The sequence below is a fragment of the Microbacterium xerophyticum genome (assembly GCF_053543555.1).
In genome coordinates this window covers 815,479-832,556 of the sequence record NZ_JBLVOB010000007.1, presented here as the reverse complement: position 1 = coordinate 832,556, position 17,078 = coordinate 815,479, and the positions used below count along the sequence as shown (strand labels likewise).

The 17,078-nt window shown below is 67.7% G+C and carries 15 protein-coding genes; 4 read left to right on the top strand and 11 right to left on the bottom strand.

What is annotated here, in order from left to right; all coding sequences use genetic code 11:
* Positions 1-2: 2 nt before the first annotated feature.
* From ACNPNP_RS15540 to ACNPNP_RS15520, 5 genes are all read right to left on the bottom strand, one after another.
* A complete protein-coding gene (locus ACNPNP_RS15540) occupies positions 3-1,553 on the bottom strand; it encodes a tripartite tricarboxylate transporter permease (protein WP_448966927.1) in 1,551 nt (516 codons plus the stop codon).
* Between the two features lie 2 nt (positions 1,554-1,555).
* Positions 1,556-2,044, bottom strand: coding sequence for a tripartite tricarboxylate transporter TctB family protein (locus ACNPNP_RS15535; protein WP_448966926.1), 489 nt, complete (start codon positions 2,042-2,044; stop codon positions 1,556-1,558).
* Between the two features lie 65 nt (positions 2,045-2,109).
* Positions 2,110-3,111: a tripartite tricarboxylate transporter substrate binding protein gene (locus ACNPNP_RS15530; RefSeq protein WP_448966925.1), complete on the bottom strand. Its 1,002-nt coding sequence runs from the start codon at positions 3,109-3,111 to the stop codon at positions 2,110-2,112.
* A gap of 182 nt (positions 3,112-3,293) precedes the next feature.
* Entirely contained in the window at positions 3,294-4,172 is an 879-nt protein-coding gene (locus ACNPNP_RS15525; RefSeq protein WP_448966924.1) for a dihydrodipicolinate synthase family protein, read from the bottom strand.
* Positions 4,173-4,205: 33 nt separating this feature from the next.
* Entirely contained in the window at positions 4,206-5,123 is a 918-nt protein-coding gene (locus tag ACNPNP_RS15520) for a dihydrodipicolinate synthase family protein (RefSeq protein ID WP_448966923.1), read from the bottom strand.
* Positions 5,124-5,278: 155 nt separating this feature from the next.
* Between ACNPNP_RS15520 and ACNPNP_RS15515 the strand changes: the two genes are divergently transcribed.
* Together ACNPNP_RS15515 and ACNPNP_RS15510 are read left to right on the top strand one after the other, a co-directional pair.
* Entirely contained in the window at positions 5,279-6,286 is a 1,008-nt protein-coding gene (locus ACNPNP_RS15515) for a dihydroxyacetone kinase subunit DhaK (protein ID WP_448966922.1), read from the top strand.
* On the top strand, positions 6,283-8,334 hold the full coding sequence (locus tag ACNPNP_RS15510) for an aldehyde dehydrogenase (NADP(+)) (protein ID WP_448966921.1): 2,052 nt from the start codon (positions 6,283-6,285) through the stop codon (positions 8,332-8,334). Before ACNPNP_RS15515 ends, ACNPNP_RS15510 begins: the two co-directional genes overlap by 4 nt.
* Before the next feature lie 216 nt (positions 8,335-8,550).
* Here ACNPNP_RS15510 and ACNPNP_RS15505 read toward each other — a convergent pair whose 3' ends face one another.
* From ACNPNP_RS15505 to ACNPNP_RS15495, 3 genes are all read right to left on the bottom strand, one after another.
* Positions 8,551-9,213: a hypothetical protein gene (locus tag ACNPNP_RS15505; RefSeq protein WP_448966920.1), complete on the bottom strand. Its 663-nt coding sequence runs from the start codon at positions 9,211-9,213 to the stop codon at positions 8,551-8,553.
* 31 nt (positions 9,214-9,244) lie between these two features.
* A complete protein-coding gene (locus ACNPNP_RS15500; RefSeq protein ID WP_448966919.1) occupies positions 9,245-10,972 on the bottom strand; it encodes a dipeptide ABC transporter ATP-binding protein in 1,728 nt (575 codons plus the stop codon).
* A 103-nt stretch (positions 10,973-11,075) separates the two neighbouring features.
* Entirely contained in the window at positions 11,076-11,984 is a 909-nt protein-coding gene (locus ACNPNP_RS15495; RefSeq protein ID WP_448966918.1) for a LysR family transcriptional regulator, read from the bottom strand.
* A 94-nt stretch (positions 11,985-12,078) separates the two neighbouring features.
* On the opposite strand from ACNPNP_RS15495, the gene ACNPNP_RS15490 reads away from it, so the two are divergent.
* Positions 12,079-13,392 (top strand): glucarate dehydratase family protein, encoded by a 1,314-nt coding sequence (locus ACNPNP_RS15490; RefSeq protein ID WP_448966917.1) that lies wholly within the window; start codon positions 12,079-12,081, stop codon positions 13,390-13,392.
* A complete protein-coding gene (locus ACNPNP_RS15485; protein WP_448966916.1) occupies positions 13,389-14,369 on the top strand; it encodes a 2-hydroxyacid dehydrogenase in 981 nt (326 codons plus the stop codon). Before ACNPNP_RS15490 ends, ACNPNP_RS15485 begins: the two co-directional genes overlap by 4 nt.
* Before the next feature lie 19 nt (positions 14,370-14,388).
* Here the strand turns inward: ACNPNP_RS15485 and ACNPNP_RS15480 are convergent, their stop codons facing one another.
* The 3 genes from ACNPNP_RS15480 to ACNPNP_RS15470 are packed head-to-tail and all read right to left on the bottom strand — an operon-like array spanning position 14,389 to position 17,072.
* Positions 14,389-15,114: a sulfite exporter TauE/SafE family protein gene (locus tag ACNPNP_RS15480; protein WP_448966915.1), complete on the bottom strand. Its 726-nt coding sequence runs from the start codon at positions 15,112-15,114 to the stop codon at positions 14,389-14,391.
* Positions 15,115-15,121: 7 nt separating this feature from the next.
* The gene (locus tag ACNPNP_RS15475; RefSeq protein ID WP_448966914.1) at positions 15,122-16,090 is read right to left on the bottom strand and encodes an ABC transporter permease; all 969 of its coding nucleotides are present in this window, start codon (positions 16,088-16,090) and stop codon (positions 15,122-15,124) included.
* On the bottom strand, positions 16,083-17,072 hold the full coding sequence (locus tag ACNPNP_RS15470) for an ABC transporter permease (protein WP_448966913.1): 990 nt from the start codon (positions 17,070-17,072) through the stop codon (positions 16,083-16,085). Before ACNPNP_RS15470 ends, ACNPNP_RS15475 begins: the two co-directional genes overlap by 8 nt.
* Between the last annotated feature and the right edge of the window lie 6 nt (positions 17,073-17,078).

Below are 17,078 nucleotides of genomic sequence, written 5' to 3'. Positions count from 1 at the left end.
TGTCAGTCCACCCCTCCGCGCACCTTGACGGCGTCTGCGCTGCCCTCTTCGAACATGGTCTCCATCTGCTTCCGCTGCTTCTTCCCTGAGCGCCACACGTAGATGAGTGAGAGCACGATGAGCGCCCAGAAGATCAGGGACGCCGGTCGAGTGAAGAACACCGTCCAATCGCCGCCGGTGATCGTCATCGCCCGGCGGAAGTTCGTCTCCGCCATCGGGCCGAGGATCAACCCGAGGATCAGCGGAGACACCGGGAACTCATGTGTGACCATGAAGTATCCGAGTACTCCGAAGGCGATCGCGATTAACACGTCGATGAACCGGTTGTTGATCGCGTACGCCCCCACCAAGCACAGCACCACGATGATGGGCACGATCACGTGCGTCGGAATGCGCACCACGTAGGAGAACGCGCGAGCGGCGACGAAGCCGACGAGCAGGATCATGATGTTCGCGACGATGAACGTGGCGAAGATCGTATAGACCATCGACGACTGCTCGCCGGTGAACAGCTGCGGTCCCGGGGTCAGGCCGTGGATGAGCAGGCCGCCCAGCAGGACAGCCGTTCCTGCCTCGCCCGGAATGCCGAGGGTGAACATCGGAATCATGGCGCCGCCGACGACGGCGTTGTTGGCGGATTCGGATGCCGCGACTCCCTGTGGATTGCCCTTGCCGAAGGGGATCCTCCCCTTCGGTCTGCGCTTGGCCTCCGAATAGGAAAGGAACGCCCCGATGTCGGTGCCGGTCCCGGGGATGACTCCGATGCCGGTGCCGATCAGCGAGCCTCGAGCCAAGGTCGTGGCGCTGTTGCGCAGATCCGTCTTGGCGATCCAGCGGCGACCGCTCATCGTCGGCACGGCCGTTGCCGTGGCCGACTGCCGGATCATCGCCAGCGCCTGCGTGATTCCGAAGAGACCGATGAGTACGGGGATGAGCGAAATCCCTCCATTGAACTCCTGCATCCCGAACGTCAGCCTCAGCTGTCCGGCGATGGGGTCGAGTCCGACGAGACCGACGATGAGACCGAACAGGCCGGCGACGTACCCCTTCAGCAGCGACTTACCGGCTACGGCCGCGATGATGGTCAGACCGTAGATCGCCAGGACGAAGAACTCCGGAGCCTGGAAGTTGAGCGCCAGCCGCGCGATCAATGGTGCGAACACGCTCAGCAGCAGGGCGGAGAACACGCCGCCGATGGCGGACGCGAACATTGCCATGCTCAGCGCCTCGCGTGCCCGTCCGGCCTTCGTCATCGCGTAGCCGTCGAGTGCTGTTGCAGCCGAGGCCGGCGTGCCCGGCACGTTCAGGAGGATAGCGGGGATGGAGCCTCCCGCGATTCCGCCGGCGAAGATGCCCATGAGTACGGACAGCCCGACGTCGGGTTCCATCAAGAACGTGAACGGGAGGAACAGTGCCATCGCCATCGTGGCGGTGAGGCCGGGCAGCGCGCCGATCACCATACCCGCACCGACCGCACCAGCGATCGCGACGAGCAGCAACGGAGACGAGACGAGGGTGCCGAACCCTCCGAGTATCGAATCGAGAACGTCCACCGTCAGCCTCCCAGGATCACATCGATCGGTCCCGCAGGCAGCGGTACCGAGAACAGTCGGCCGAACACGATCATGACGAGCCAGGTGGTCGCAATCGCGACAATCAGGTTCACCCACCAGCGGCGCGCGCCGGCGAGCCACCCCATCACGAACATGAGTGCCGCGAACACGACGAAGAAGCCGAGCTCCTTGAACAGGATCGCTCCGGCGATGAGCGACGCGAACGCGACGAGGATGCGTACGGGCACGATCTTTCCTGCACCGTCGTCCTCGATCTCGTGTGCACCTCCCAAGGTCTGCACGATCAGGAAGATCGCGGCGAGCGCACTGAGACCTGCCACGATCAGCGGCAACATGGCAGGCCCTGGCTCGCCGCCGGTGGTGGCGCGGTAGCCGGGCACCTCGATGACGATGAGTACAGCTGCAACGAGAAGGAGGCCGGCGAGGGCGATCGGCACCGCCTTGCGTGACAGCGAGGATCGCTCGGTCACGGCGGAGTTCTCTATCGCCGGAGCCGCGTTCGCTTCGCCTTCTGGTGTATCTGCGGATGACACGACTACTTCTCCGTGCCTGCGTTCAGCAGCTCGACGTACATCTCACGAGCGCTCTCGAAGAAGGGCTGGAAGTCGTCGGTCTCCATGACACGGATGCCGAAGCTGTTGTTGTTCATCACATCGACGAAGACGTCTTCTTCAGCCATGTCGACGAACGCGTCGTTCAGCTTGGAGACGATCTCGGGATCCATCCCTGCTGGGCCGGCGACCCCGCGGAACGTGCCGGTGACGACGTCGTACCCTTCCTCGGTGAACGTCGGCACGTCGGGCAGCGCCTCGAGCCGTTCCTCATCGGCGAGGGCCAGCACCTTCATCTCGCCCGAATCAACCTGAGCACGGACCTCGCCGATGGAGAAGGTCATGGCGTCGAGGGTGCCGCCCAAGACTGCCTGCACGGCGGTGGCCGCGCCGTCGTAGGGGACGTGAGTCAGCTCGACGTCGGCTTCCATCTCGATCGCCGTCGTGGCGAGGTCCCAGGCCAGTCCGGGACCGGAGTTGCCGACGGAAATCGATCCGGGGTTGGCTCGCGCATCCTCCAGGAACTCTTCGAGCGTGTCCCATGGCGCGTCGGCCTTAACTGCCAGAGCGGCCGGGTCCTGGTTGATGAGTGTGATGAGGGTGAAGTCGTCGAGCCCGAAGTCATACAGGCCCTGCTCTTCCATGAATCCGATCTCGGGTGAGACCAGGGTGAGGGTCGAGCCGTCCGGCTCCGTCGAGTGCGCGATCTCGCCCCAGCCGACCGCTCCTGAGCTGCCCGGCTTGTTGACGACATTGATCGGCACCCCGAGATGCTCTTCGGCGCTCTGCGCGAAGGCACGGGCCATCACGTCGGTGCCGCCGCCGGCACTCCACGCGACGACCAGCTCGATGGGCCCTGTCGGGTAGTCGGCCGCGGCACCGCCGTCTGAGGAGCCTCCATTGTTGGAGGCCGTGTTCGCGCATCCGCCGAGCACGAGCACGGATCCGGCGAGGACGGAGAGGGTTGCGACGAGTTTCTTGCGCATGATTGCTCCTTCTGAGAAAACGAGTTGTTCTGAACGGTCGGTTTCAGACGGTTTCTCAAGTGGAACGCTCCGCCATTGAAACGCGTCTCCGTGGGCCTCTTCGTGAGGCCTCAGCGTGGCGCCAGGGGATGCCGTCTCTGTGCGGCGCCCCCTGGCAACGATCGATTATGAAGTTGTGATGGTCAGACGGGCTCGCTCATCGCGGCGAGCGCACTTTCGATCGATTTCCTTGTCGTGCTGTCCACGGGCGTGGAGGGGCTGCGGGAGAACCCGCTCTCCACGCCCCGCTGACGCATCGCCTCTTTGATGCGCGACGGGAACTGCGGCCCGGTGATCTTCATCCAGAGCTGATGGATCTCGTTCTGAATGCGCATCGCCTCGGCGTGCTCGCCGGTGCGGTTCAGGTCCCACAGTCGGAGCGAGAGCTCCGGGAAGAGCGCGAGGACCGCGGAGATGGCGCCATCCGCGCCGAGCGTGAAGCAGGAATAGAGCATCTCGTCTGTCGCCGCGTAGACCAGTGCATCAGGATCGGCGATGCGCATCGCGTAGAGCGACTGGATGCCGCCCACGCTTTGCTTGACCCCCGCGAGGTTCGAGATATCCGCACGCATCCGGGTGAACAGCTCGGGCGAGATCGTGTTCTGCGGAACCACGTTGTAGATCACGATCGGCAACCCGACCTCGTCCGAGATCTTCGCGTAGAAGTCGGTGTTGCCCGCGTCGTCGGGGACGAGCACGTTGTAGAAGACCGGGGTGACCATCAGCGCATCGGCGCCGGCATCCCGTGCGATCTTCGCGGTGCGCAGCGCCGCGCTCGTCGACGAGCGGATCACGCCGGCGACGACCGGCTTGTCGCCGGCGTTCTTCTTGGCGATCCCGACCATTTTCGACAGCTCGTCGTCATTCAGCGCCGCACCTTCGCCGGTGCTCCCGCCGGGGCTGATGCCGTGCATGCCCACGTCGAGCAAGCGCACCACGTGCCGCTCGAACAGGGCGTAGTCCACGTCGTCGTTGTCGGTGAACGGTGTGATCACCGGGGAGATGATTCCCGTGAGGTCCATGTGATTCTCCAGATCGAGTGCGTAGGTCAGCGGTCAGATGAACTGTCCGGCTTCGAGAGCCTCGCGAATCGCCGTCTTCTGGGCATCGTTCGGAGGGAGGATAGGTCCGCGTGAGACACCCACGTCGCGGCCGAGCAGACCGATCGCATACTTCGCCTTGGCGGTCATGGTGTTCCCCTCGATCGTCCGCCACACCGGCAGCAGTCGATCGTGGATCTGCTTGGCCTTGGTGTGGTCACCGTTCTGCACGGCGTCGAACAGCTCCTGGGTGAGCGCGGGGAAGATGGCGCACAGGCATGAGACCGCCCCATCGACGCCGAGCGCGAACGTCGGGTAGAGAAGGTCATCGATGCCGGTCGTGATCGGCACGCGGTCGTGCAGCGCCGCCCTCATGTCAGCGCCCTTGTGCATGTCTCCGCCGCTCTGCTTCACGCCGAGCACCCACGGCGCCTCGTCGATGATGCGGCTCATGGCGTGCACGTCGATGTCGACCCACGGCACCACGTTGTAGATGAGCAGGGGGAGCTCTACGGCCTCGCCGACGTTCTGGAAGTGCTGGACGAGACCTTCGGCATCCGGCGCCCAGAGGTAGTGGGGCGGAGTGATCTGCAGCGAGCCGGCGCCGCCGCGCTTCGCGGCGAGCCCCTTCTCGATCGTCTCGTGGGTGGTGTCGGCGATCACGCCGCCGATCACGTGCACATCTTCGCCGACCGCCTCGACGATGGTCTTGGTGATCTGGTAGATCTCGTCGGCGCTCAGTCCGTGGCCCTCACCGGTGCTTCCGGTGGCACAGATCGCGTGCACCCCCTGCGAGGCCAGGAACTCGGCTTCCCGAGCAAGCAGCTCGAAGTCGATCTCCTCGGTGCCTGCGATGAACGGCGTGACCATCGGGGGGACGATCCCCTGCAGGTTCAGTTGGATGCCGTGCTGCGACTTGGAAAACGTGGGCATGGACTGCCTTTCTCAATCTTCGTTGATGGGACTTCCGGAAGCTTAGCGGATGTCAGACAACTGTCAACCGCATCGCAGGTGTGATTGAATGCCGTTGTCTGTTGTCCTAACGGATCATGCTCGCACGTCGAAAGTCAACGGAGGCTTCACTCACGATGTCAAAGCTCTTCCTTCCCCCGGGCTCCGAGCGGCTGTCCTCAGCACTTCGCGGGTTCGAGCGCGCTCACGCCGCCGAAGTTCAGCTCAACGATGATCCGGCGTACTTCACGACCAGACACCGCGCCTCCGGCCGGAAAGTCGGTCTGGTCTCGGGCGGCGGATCAGGGCACGAGCCCCTCCACGCCGGGTTCCTCGGGCCTGGACTGCTCGACGCGGTCGCCCCAGGCCAGATCTTCGCGTCGCCGCACAATCGTCAGGTCTACGAGGCCAGTCGTGCTGTCGCGCTGAGCGGCGGCGTTCTCCACATCGTCAAGAACTACACGGGTGACCGGATCAACTTCGGCATCGCAGCCGAGCGTCTGCGCGCCGACGGCATCCGGGTGGAGCGTGTGCTCGTGCAGGACGATGTCGCAACGGAATCAGAGCACACGGCGACCGGGCGACGAGGCACGGCGGCGACTGTGCTCATCGAGAAGATCCTGGGAGCCGCCGCTGACGCCGGGGCGTCGCTCGACGACCTCGCCCGGTTAGGCGCGGCCGTAGGGGAGCGCGCGAGGAGCATCGCCGTGGCGAGCGAGTCACTGACCTCGGTGCACACCGGCGAGCGGGTGTTCGATCTGCCGGAGGGTGAACTCGAGTACGGTGTCGGCATCCATGGCGAGCGAGCGGCCTCGTCGGAGCGATTCTCCGATCTGCGGTCTCTGGTGCAGCGGATGCTGGATGACGTGCTGCAGTCGCTGGGAACGCCGTCGGGCGACGTGATCGTGCTGATCAACGGGCTGGGGTCGGCGACCCCGCTCGAGCTGTACGCCGTTCTCGACGAGGTGGCGACGCAGCTGGACGCGCGGAGCATCGGAATCGCCGACACTCTGGCGGACACTCTCGTCTCCGCGCTCGATATGCATGGCTTCTCACTCACACTTCTCGACATCAGCGAGCCGGAATGGCTCGACCTGTGGCTGGCCGACGCCAGCGCCCCCGGCTGGAAGGGAACGAACCGATGACCTCGCTCGACACCGCCCTGATCGACGCGTTCGATGAATACCTCGCATTGGCGCGCACCCACGAACCGACGCTGACAGCCCTCGACGAACGATCGGGCGACGGAGACTTCGGCACGAACCTCACCGGGGGCCTCGAGAGTGCAGCGGTCGACAGCGTCACGCGTTCCGGACGCGACCGCTGGGGTCGTCTCGCGCGGGTCTTCCTTGACGATGTCGGCGGGACGAGCGGCCCGTTGTTCGGGCTGCTCTTCGACCGGATCCATACCGCTGCCGACGCAGCAGAATCGCTCGATGACGTCCTTCGCGTCGGCGTGCGTGAGGGGCTGGATGCGATCCAGCGCGTGGGCGAGGCGGAGGTGGGCGACCGTACGATCGTCGACGCACTCGCGCCGGCCGCCGCATCCCTTGATTCCGGTGACGGGGTCGCTCAGGCGGCGCGAGCCGCGGCCGACGGAGCGCGCAGCACCGAGGCGCTCATCGCGCGGCGCGGCCGAGCAAGCTACGTCGGCGAGCGCGCGGTCGGCAGTCCTGACCCTGGCGCGGTGGGGATCGCACTCATGTTCATCGCCTTCAGCCGGGCGATCGGCGACCCTGCAGCAGACTCACTCCGCAAGGTGACCGAGCTCACGCTCTCGGAAGGGGAAACCGAGCCGGCCCGGAACGACGACGTCGACGACGTGCTCGTACAGGCCGACGCTGCGCGGCGTCCACTCGCGCGGATGCCGCTCGACGAGCGTGCCGTGCTGCTCGAGGCGCTGGCCGACATGCTCGAGGGAGAGACCGACGCCCTCGTCGGAGTCGCCCGGGAAGAGACGTACCTCGCGGACGCGCGGCTGCGGGGCGAGGTCTCGCGCACGGCATTCCAGCTGCGTCTGTTCGCGTCGATGGTCAGAGAGGGCTTCTTCCGCGATGTGCGCATCGACCACGCGGATCCCGAATGGCAGAACGGGGCTGGACGGCCCGATCTGCGACGCTCCCTACGACCGATCGGCCCTGTGCTGGTCTTTGCGGCGAGCAACTTCCCGTTCGCGTTCTCGGTGCTGGGCGGGGATACGGCATCGGCGCTGGCTGCCGGCAATCCGGTGATCGTCAAGGCTCATCCTGGCCACCCCCGGCTGTCCAGGCTCACGGCCGAGCTCGCAAGCGCGGCGCTTCGCGAGGTCGGCGCCCCAGACGGCACCTTCGCGCTGATCGAAGGCACGGAGGCGAGTCTGCAGGCTCTGCGCGATCCCCGGGTGACGGCCGCGGCGTTCACCGGCTCGATCACCGGAGGGCGAGCGCTGTTCGACATCGCTCAGTCCCGACCGGAGCCGATTCCGTTCTTCGGTGAGCTCGGCAGCACGAACCCCGCGTTCGTCACGCGTGGGGCGGATGCGACATCCGCCGACGAGATCGCTGCCGGGTTCATCCAATCCTTCACCGGCAGTGCGGGTCAGCTGTGCACCAAGCCGGGTGTGCTCGTCGTGCCCCGGGCATCCCGGATCGCGGAGAAGCTGCGGGGTGAGGCGCTGCCAGTCGCGATGCCGATGCTGAACTCTCGTATCCGCGACGGGTACCTGACGGGGATGCGTGCGCTTGTGGATGCCGAGGGCGCCGAGGTGATGCGATGTGACGGCGATCCGTTCGGCGATCATCCGGCCGCGACGCTCGTGCGGGTGGATGCGAAAGCTGTGCTCGCCGATCCTCCCCACTACCTCGATGAGCGGTTCGGTCCTGCCGCGCTCGTCGTCGAGTACGACACTGATGAGCAGCTTCTTGCGCTCGCCGAGGCTCATCCCGGGCAGCTGACGGCGACCATCTTCGCGACGCCTGACTGCGAGGTGGATGAGCTGGTGGACGTGCTGACGGACCGGGCCGGCCGGGTGCTGTGGGGGCAGTGGCCGACCGGGGTGTCGGTCACGGACGCGCAGCAGCACGGCGGTCCCTACCCGTCGAGCACCGCGTCGCAGACGACCTCGGTCGGAACAGCGGCGATCGATCGGTTCCTTCGTCCGGTGGCGTACCAGAACTTCCCGTCGGCACGGCTTCCGGACGAGATGCGGGACTGACCGAGGGGTGGTCAGCGCACGGAGATGGTGAAGATGCTCGAGGGCGGTGACCCCAGCATCCGACCGTCGGTTCAGGCCGAGCCCCATGACCTATGCGAATGCGCGTCGAGCGGGCGTGTCCAGACCGTGGTGTCCGACCATCGCAGTGCGTCCTTGTCAATCGTCACGCTCAACCGGCGCGGACGGGACGGAGCTCAAGTTGTCCGTCCGCGGGGATCAGCTCCCTGCATCCACCGCTGCCAGCCCCACGCGCATGGCCTCACGCCCCGCCGCATCCCACGGGCCCGACACGGCCAGTGGGATCTCGGTCATGAAGCGGCGCTCGCTCTCGGGGATCCGCTCGGCCACCTGCTCAGGGTTCGCCGCCGCCGTCGCATACAGGTCGGGTCCGTCGGCGTAGAACAGGTCGCAGATCACGAGGCGGCCGTCGGATCCGCGCATCACGTTCGACGGGTTCTGGTCGAGCGGTCCGCACCACGGCAGCTCGCGCAGCGCACGCTCGTGGATGCGACGGACGATGTCGACCAGCTCGGCGACCGGCTCCTCGCGCTTCTCGATCGCCTGGTGGAACTGGACGGCGTCCTGCTCGTCCACGGCGTCGAGCCACTCCATCACCTGCAGATCACCGCCGCCGACGAGGCGTCGGTGCGCGAACAGCTGCGGTACCTGCCGCGTGTGCGAGGCCTCGCGATACAGCTCCGCCGTGTACGGCCCTGTGGGGTCGAACGGGCTGATCCGCACGGCCATGGTCTCGTCGGGAGAGCGCAGCGCGATCGCCCAGTCGCCGGCGCCGCACGGCGTCCAGCCGGCCTCGGCGAACACGCGCTCGGCGTCAGCATGCGTGGCACCCGAGGGGAGAAGGTCGAGGATGTCGCTCATGCGTCCAGTCTGCGGCACCCGCCGCAGAGCGTCACGCGCTGAACGCCGGGACGGCCTCGATCAGCATCCGGGTGTACTCCTGCTGCGGATTCGTGAAGATCTGCGCGGCGTCGCCGCACTCCACGAGTTCGCCGTGCTTGAGCACGGCGACGCGGTCGGCGGTCTCGGCGACGACGCCGAGGTCGTGGGTGATGAAGAGGTAGCTGAGCTCGCGTTCGCGCTGCAGCTCGTCCAGCAATTGCAGGATCTGCGCCTGCACCGACACGTCCAGCGCCGACACCGCCTCGTCGAGCACGATGAACTCGGGGTCGAGGGCGAGCGCGCGGGCGATCGCCACCCGCTGTCGCTGGCCGCCCGACAGCTCATCGGGGTAGCGGTCCAGCATCCCGTCGGGAAGCGCCACCTGCTCGGAGAGCTCGACGGCCCGCTTCGAGCGTGACGACCGGTCCCCCTCGCCGAACGACAGCAGCGGCTCGGTGATGAGCTGCTCGATCGTCATCCGCGGGTTCAGCGAGTCGAACGGGCTCTGATAGACCATCTGGAACCGCCGACGCAGCTGACGCAGCTTCTCGCCCTTGGTGTGCGTGATGTCCTCGCCCGCGAACGAGATCGCGCCAGAGGTCGGCTCGTCCAGGCGCAGCACGAGCCGCGCGAGCGTGCTCTTGCCCGACCCCGACTCGCCCACGACCGCGAGCGTCTCGCCGCGTCGCACGGCGAGCGACACGGCATCGACGGCCGTGAGCGAACGGCGTCCGCCCTCGCCCTTCGGCAGCGAGAAGACCTTGGTCAGCTCCGTCACGCGCACGATCGGCTCTCCGCCGAACTCGATGCGCGCCTGGGTGTCTGCCGTCCGACGCGCATGCGCGCTCAGCCGAGGAGCAGCGGCGATGAGCTTGCGGGTGTACTCGTGCGTCGGCGTGTTCATCACCTTCGCAGCTGGTCCGGCATCCACGATCTCGCCGTGCTTCATCACGACGACCCTGTCGGCGCGCTCGGCCGCCATTCCCAGGTCGTGCGTGATGAGCAGGATCGCCGTGCCGAGTTCGCGGGTCAGGTGCCCGAGGTGGTCGAGGATCTGCTTCTGCACCGTCACGTCGAGAGCGCTCGTCGGCTCGTCGGCGATGATCAGGCTCGGCTGCGCCGCGAGTGCTCCTGCGATGAGTGCGCGCTGCTTCATGCCGCCGGAGAACTGATGCGGGTACTGCTTCGCCCGCTCGGCCGGATAGGTCAGCCCCGCCATCTCGAGCAGCTCGACCGCGCGATCCGCGGCGTCGTGCTTCGACGCGAGCCCGTGCACGATCAGCGGCTCCGCGACCTGCACGCCGACGCGGCGCACGGGGTTCAGTGAGAGCGCCGGATCCTGCGGGACCAGCCCCATCAGCCGGCCGCGGATGCCGCGCCAGCGCCGTTCGCTCAGCGGAAGCAGGTCTTCGCCGTCGAACTCGATGCGCCCGCCGGTGACCTCGGCGTTCGGTGCGAGGAGGTTCATGATCGCCTGCGCGATCGTGCTCTTGCCCGATCCGGACTCGCCCACGATCGCGACGACCTCGCCGCGCTTCACGCTCAGGCTCACTCCGCGTACGGCGTCGACCTCGCGGTCGCCGATCCGGTACGCCACGCGCAGGTCGTCGACGCGCAGGATGTCGTCCTGCACAGGAGACGGATGCTGCGCGGCGGGCTCTTCACGCTCGATGGGATCGCCCGACTCGGTGTGCCGAGCGGGCTCATCGACAGTCGCGGCGACGTCGTCCTGCAGCATGCGTCCTCCTCGTCGAGCACGGTCGTTTTCCTTCACGCTATGCGGGTCGATTCATCCGGATCAAGCACTACATGAGCATTGGGCAATGCGCTCGCTGCATGGATCACTCCTCGTCGTCGACGTCTTCGACCAGGGCCAGCAACCGCTCGACCAGAGGATTGTGCGACTCGGAGTTCCACGCGATGTCGAGCTCGACGCTGTTCACGCGCGACGAGGGATCGGTGTCGCTGATCGGCAGCAGCGTCACGGTGTCGGGGGCGATCCGCTCGGCGGACTCCGGCACCAGGCTGAACCCGAGGCCCGCACTCACCATGGCGAGCAGCGCGGGCACCTGTCCCGCGTACTGCACGATGTGCGGATGCACACCGCTCGCCACGAACATCGAGAGCAGCAGGTCGTGGAAGTACCGCGCGACGCTCGGCGAGTACATGAGCAGCCGCTCGTCCTTGAGATCGATGAGCTTCAACGGCTCCTCGCGCTGCGCCAGCTCCGAGTCGCTCGACACCGCCACGGCGAGCCGTTCGCGATACACCGGGCGGCTGCTGATCTGCGGCCGCGCGAGCAGCGGACGCATCAGCCCGACATCGACCGTGCCCTTCTCGAGCTCTTCCATCTGATCCAGCGAGACGAGCTCGCGCAGCAGCAGCGTGACCCCCGGCAGTTCGGCGGAGGCCCGGCGCAGCAGATCGGGCACGACGGCCTGTCCCGCCATCGCCGTGTAGGCGATCGTGATGGTGCCCGCCGCGCCCTGTCCGACGGAGCGCACATCCGACACCGCCTTCGCCGCGAGGTCGATCAGCCGCCGCGCGTTCGGGAGCAGAGCCCGCCCCGCCTGCGTCAGGGCGACCCGGCGGCTGGTCCGGTCGAACAGTCGCGTCGACAGCTCGCGCTCGAGCTGCTGGATCTGCCGGCTCAGCGGCGGCTGCGTCATCTTGAGCCGCGTCGCGGCGGCACCGAAATGCAGTTCCTCGGCGACCGCGATGAAGCACTCGAGTTGCACCAGTGAGATCATCGATCCACTCCTGACATCAGTCAGTGCGCAATTTGGTTTGTCTGCGCATCCGTCCCCACCTTAGTGTCGGAGCAGTCCCACCAACGGAGGCGCGATGCCCGAAGAGATCCTGCTGTCTGTCCCCGCGTCCACCCGGCTGGCGGAGAACGCCGTGCGGTCGATCCGCATCACGCCGGTCGCCTTCCAGGATCCTCCGCTGCTCAACACCGTCGGCGTGCACGAGCCCCTCGCGCTCCGCGCGATCGTGCAGGTCACCACCGAATCCGGCGTGCGCGGACTCGGCGAGACCTACGGCGACAGCGCGCACCTGCAGCGTCTGCGTGCCGCCGCTGACGCCGTGCTCGGCTGCGACGTGTTCGCGACCAACGAGCTGCGGGCACGGGTCGAACGCGGCGTCGCCGGCGACGGCGTGCAGGGCGGGCACGGCATGTCGGGCATGGTCACGGGAACGAGCACCGGTGACCGGGTCCTGTCGCCGTTCGACGTGGCGGCGCTCGACATCCGCGGCAAGGTTCTGGGCGTGCCTGTCAGCGAACTGCTGGGCGGGCGGGTGCGGGATGCCGTGCCCTTCAGCGGCTACCTCTTCTACAAGTGGGCTGGTCACCCCGACGCGGCATCCGACGAATGGGGAGAGGCGCTCACGCCTGACGGCATCGTCGCGCAGGCGCGGAACATCGTCGACGGATACGGCTTCACGGCGCTCAAGCTCAAGGGCGGCGTGCTCCCGCCCGACCAGGAGATCGCCGCCGTGCTCGCTCTGCGCGAGGAGTTCCCCGATCACCCGCTGCGCATCGACCCGAACGGCGCATGGACCGTCGAGACCTCGCTGCGCGTCGCGGACGCCCTGAAGGACGTGCTCGAGTACCTCGAAGACCCCACCCCCGGGCTCGAGGGCATGGCCGAGGTGCGCCGCGGCACCGAGCTGCCGCTGGCCACCAACATGTGCGTCGTCGCGTTCTCGCACATCGCGGATGCCGTGCGCCTGGGTTCGATCGACATCGTGCTGTCCGACCACCACTTCTGGGGAGGGCTCGAGCGCTCGCGCCTTCTCGCCGGCTTCGCCGAGACCCTCGGCTGGGGCCTGTCGATGCACTCCAACTCGCACCTCGGCATCAGCCTCGCGGCCATGACCCATCTCGCCGCCGCGACTCCCGGCCTCGACTACGCATGCGACACGCACTGGCCGTGGAAGCGCGAGGACGAGGACGTCATCGTGCCAGGCGCGCTGTCGTTCACCGGCGGTGCGCTCTCGGTGCCGACCGCGCCAGGCCTCGGGGTCGAGATCGACACCGAGGCGCTCGAGCGCCTGCATCGCCAGTACCTCGACGGCGGCATCCGCGAACGCGACGACACCGGCTACATGCAACGCGTCGATGCGGGGTTCGTCCTGGAAAGCCCGCGCTGGTGAATGCCCTGCTGCGGATCGCCGTCACGGATCCGATCATCTCGGCGTTCGCCGACGAGCTGCGCCGCACGCAGCGTCCCCACGACTGGACCTTCGCGGATCCCGCTGTCGCCGGTTCCGTCCGAGCCGCCATCGACGGCGCCGACGTGATCGTGTGCTCGCAGCTCACGGGCGATGACGTGGCCGGAGGCGGCCGTGTGCGGCTCGTGCACGCGACGGGCGCCGGCATCGACCGGATCGATCTCGATCAGGTGCCGACGGCCGCCGTCTGCAACACCGGTCACCACGGCCCTGCGATCGCCGAGCACGTGCTGATGACCGCGCTCATGATGCGCCGCCGCGTGCTCGAGGTCGACGCGCAGATGCGAACCGGGCAGTGGCGCACCGTCGCCACGGCACCGGGCACGCCGTATCACCGCGCGCTCGCCGGCAGCACCATCGGGCTCATCGGCTACGGCGAGATCGGGCGATCCGTCGCCCACCTCGCGAAGGCCTTCGGGATGCGCGTGATCGCCGTGCGACGGCATCCGGACGCCTCGGGCACCGGCACCGAACTGCTCGACCGCGTGTACGGCGAGGACCGGTTGCATCCGCTCCTCGCCGAGAGCGACGTCGTGGTCGTCACCGCGCCGCTGACCGAGGCCACCAGGGGCCTGATCGATGCCGAAGCGCTCGACCAGCTGCATCCCGACGCCCTGATCATCAACGTCGCCCGGGGCGCGCTGATCGACGAGGACGCGCTTCACAACGCGCTCGCCGCCGGCCGTATCGGGGGCGCGGCGATCGACGTGTGGTGGGATGCACCGCAGGGCACCGAGGCTCCACCCGTGGTGCACCGTTTCGCATCGCTCGACCGTGTCGTGCTGACGCCGCACTTCTCCGGCCACGCACGTGAGGTGTTCACGGCGCGCGCCGCCGACATCGTGCGGAACATCGACCTGCTCGACGCCGGACTTCCCCTGGAGCGGCAGGTGCGCTGAGCGGACAGCGGCGTCGGCGTCACCCCATGCCGAACAGGCGGGTGGCGATCAACGTCAGCGCGCCGAGCGCAGAGGCGCCGAGCGCGATCGCCCTGGTGCGGCGGCGGTTGAGGAAGCGGTTGACGAAACGCGACAGCGCCACGCCGGCGATGGCGAACGGCATCATCCATGCCGCGGTGAGGACGGCGTGGGGCGGCACCGCACCCCAGAGGAACAGGGCGACCAGCGACAGCGACGATCCGACGAGGAAGAACGCCGACATCGTGCCGCGCAGCCTCGGCCCGTCCGAGCCCTGCCACACGATCGCCATCGGCGCGCCGCCCACCGAGGTGGTGGTGCCCATGACGCCCGACAGCGCGCCGGCCAGGGCCTGCGTCGACCGCGTCACCCTGGGGTGCCAGCCGCGCAGCGACACGAGCACGCCCAGCAGCACCACCGCGGCGACCGCCCACGACAGCACGGCCGTCGACATGATCGTCAGCAGGCCCGCACCCACCACGCTGCCCGGCACGCGACCGGCGAGCGCCCAACCGGCACCGCGCAGGTCGAGTGAGGCGCGATCGAGCACGACGACGATCAGGGTCACGACCATGGCGAGCACGATCACGAGCACCGGCAGCAGGGTCGCGTCGATGAGCGCGATGAACGGCGCCGCCAGCATCCCCATGCCGAACCCGATCGAGCCCTGCAGGCAGGCGGCGGCGAGGATGACCAGCGCCAGCAGTGCGAACTCGAGGGGCGTCACCGGATGCTCAGCGCTGGGGGACGACGGAACCGATCAGTCGGCGCCGCTTCTTCGTCTGCAGGCGCCAGCGCTGACCGGGATCGGTCGCGAGACGCAGCCAGGCGGCGAGGACGTTCGCGGCGACCGTGGTGATCACGATCGCGAGGCCGGGGAGCACCGACTGCCACCACGCCTCGGCGAGGTACTGACGGCCCTGGGCGACCATCAGGCCCCAGCTGACGTCCGGCGGCTGGATGCCGATGCCGAGGAAGCTCAGCGACGACTCGGCCAGCATCACATAGCAGAACTCGAGAGTCGCGAGCGTGACGAGCGTCGGCAGCACGTTCGGGACGATGTGCCGGAAGACGATCGCGCCCTGCTTGGCGCCGAAGTTCGTCGCGGCGTCGACGAACATGCGTGAACGCAGCTCGGCGGCCTCGGCGCGAGCGGTGCGCAGGTAGAGCGGGATGCGGGTGATCGCCAGCACGAGCACGATGTTCGCCGCGCTCGGGTTGAACACGTAGAGGATCACGACGGCCAGCAGCAGCGACGGGAAGCTCATGATGACATCGGCGATGCGCATCGAGACCGCTTCGCGCCATCCGCGGTGGAATCCGGCCCACATGCCCCAGATCGATCCGACGACGGCCGAGACGAGCACGGCCGCGCCGGCCACGCCGAGCGTCGTGCCGCCGGCGGCGATGATGCGGGCGAGCAGGCTGCGACCCAGCGAGTCGCTGCCGAGGATGTACTCCCAGCCGAGATGCATGCTGAACGGCGGCATGTTGCGGGCGCCGAGATCCTGACGCTGCGCGAGATCGCCGAACAGCGTCGGGCCGATGATCGCCGTGAGGATGATGAAGGCCAGCACGATCGCGGCGGCCGTGGCGACCTTGTCCTTCAGCAGCAGCTGCCAGAGATTCGCACGGCCCGTCCCGCGGGTCTTGCGCGCCTTCTGCGTGAGGACGGTGACGGTGGATGCGTTGTCGTCAGACATTCGTCAGTGCCTCTGCCTTCGTGTCGGAGATCGCCCCTGGCCCTCGACGGCGGGCACGGGTGCCGGCCGCCGGGCGCACGCGAGGATCGAGCAGTGCGTAGCCGAGGTCGATGATGATGTTCAGGGCGAAGATCGCCAGTGCGGTGATCAGAACGGCGGCCTGCAGGACGGCGAAGTCGCGCTGCAGGATCGAGTCGATCATGAGCTTGCCGATGCCGGGCCAACCGAAGATCGACTCGACGACGACCGCGCCGTTGACGAGGCCGACGGCGAGGTCACCGGCGACGGTGAGGGCGGGCGCGGCGGCATTGCGCAGTGCGTGCTTGGTGACGATGTGCATCTCGCCGGCACCACGACTGCGGGCGACCTTGATGTAGGGCTGTCCGAGCACCGTCACCATCGACCCGCGCACGACCTGGGCGAGCACGCCGACCGGTCGCAGCATGAGTGTCGCGATCGGCAGGATCCACACGAGCGGGCCGGAGGTGCCCGAGGTGGGGAGCCAGCCCAGCGTGATCGCGAAGATCCAGATGCCGAGGATCGCGATCCAGAAGTCCGGCACGCTCGCCGCCGTCATCGAGAAGAAGCTCACGATCCGGTCGGCGATGCCGTTGGGCTTCAGCGATGCCCAGCTGCCCAGCACGACGGCGACGATGATCGCCAGCACCATGGTCACCGCGGCGAGCTGGAGCGTGGCGGGGAAGGCGCGCAGGGCCATCTCGGCGGCGGGCTCTCCGGTGCGCAGCGACTCACCGAAGTCGAGCCGCAGCACTCCGAGGAAGTAGTCGCCCATCTGCTCCCAGATCGGCTTGTCGAATCCGTTCCTTGCCGCGAAGTCCTCGCGCATCTGATCGGTCGCGTTCAGCGGCAGATACAGCTTCGACGGATCTCCGGTGAGGCGGGCGAGCACGAAGACACCCAGTACGACTGCGATCAGCGGCAATGCGCTCTGCAGGATCCGTCTTCTCAGGTAGGTCCACATGGTCGC

Bases quoted from the DNA above. Each gene is read 5' to 3' on its own strand.
- ACNPNP_RS15530 (WP_448966925.1), bottom strand. From the start codon at position 3,111: ATGCGCAAGAAACTCGTCGCAACCCTCTCCGTCCTCGCCGGATCCGTG.
- ACNPNP_RS15525 (WP_448966924.1), bottom strand. From the start codon at position 4,172: ATGGACCTCACGGGAATCATCTCCCCGGTGATCACACCGTTCACCGAC.
- ACNPNP_RS15520 (WP_448966923.1), bottom strand. From the start codon at position 5,123: ATGCCCACGTTTTCCAAGTCGCAGCACGGCATCCAACTGAACCTGCAG.
- ACNPNP_RS15515 (WP_448966922.1), top strand. From the start codon at position 5,279: ATGTCAAAGCTCTTCCTTCCCCCGGGCTCCGAGCGGCTGTCCTCAGCA.
- ACNPNP_RS15510 (WP_448966921.1), top strand. From the start codon at position 6,283: ATGACCTCGCTCGACACCGCCCTGATCGACGCGTTCGATGAATACCTC.
- ACNPNP_RS15505 (WP_448966920.1), bottom strand. From the start codon at position 9,213: ATGAGCGACATCCTCGACCTTCTCCCCTCGGGTGCCACGCATGCTGAC.
- ACNPNP_RS15500 (WP_448966919.1), bottom strand. From the start codon at position 10,972: ATGCTGCAGGACGACGTCGCCGCGACTGTCGATGAGCCCGCTCGGCAC.
- ACNPNP_RS15495 (WP_448966918.1), bottom strand. From the start codon at position 11,984: ATGATCTCACTGGTGCAACTCGAGTGCTTCATCGCGGTCGCCGAGGAA.
- ACNPNP_RS15490 (WP_448966917.1), top strand. From the start codon at position 12,079: ATGCCCGAAGAGATCCTGCTGTCTGTCCCCGCGTCCACCCGGCTGGCG.
- ACNPNP_RS15475 (WP_448966914.1), bottom strand. From the start codon at position 16,090: ATGTCTGACGACAACGCATCCACCGTCACCGTCCTCACGCAGAAGGCG.
- ACNPNP_RS15470 (WP_448966913.1), bottom strand. From the start codon at position 17,072: ATGTGGACCTACCTGAGAAGACGGATCCTGCAGAGCGCATTGCCGCTG.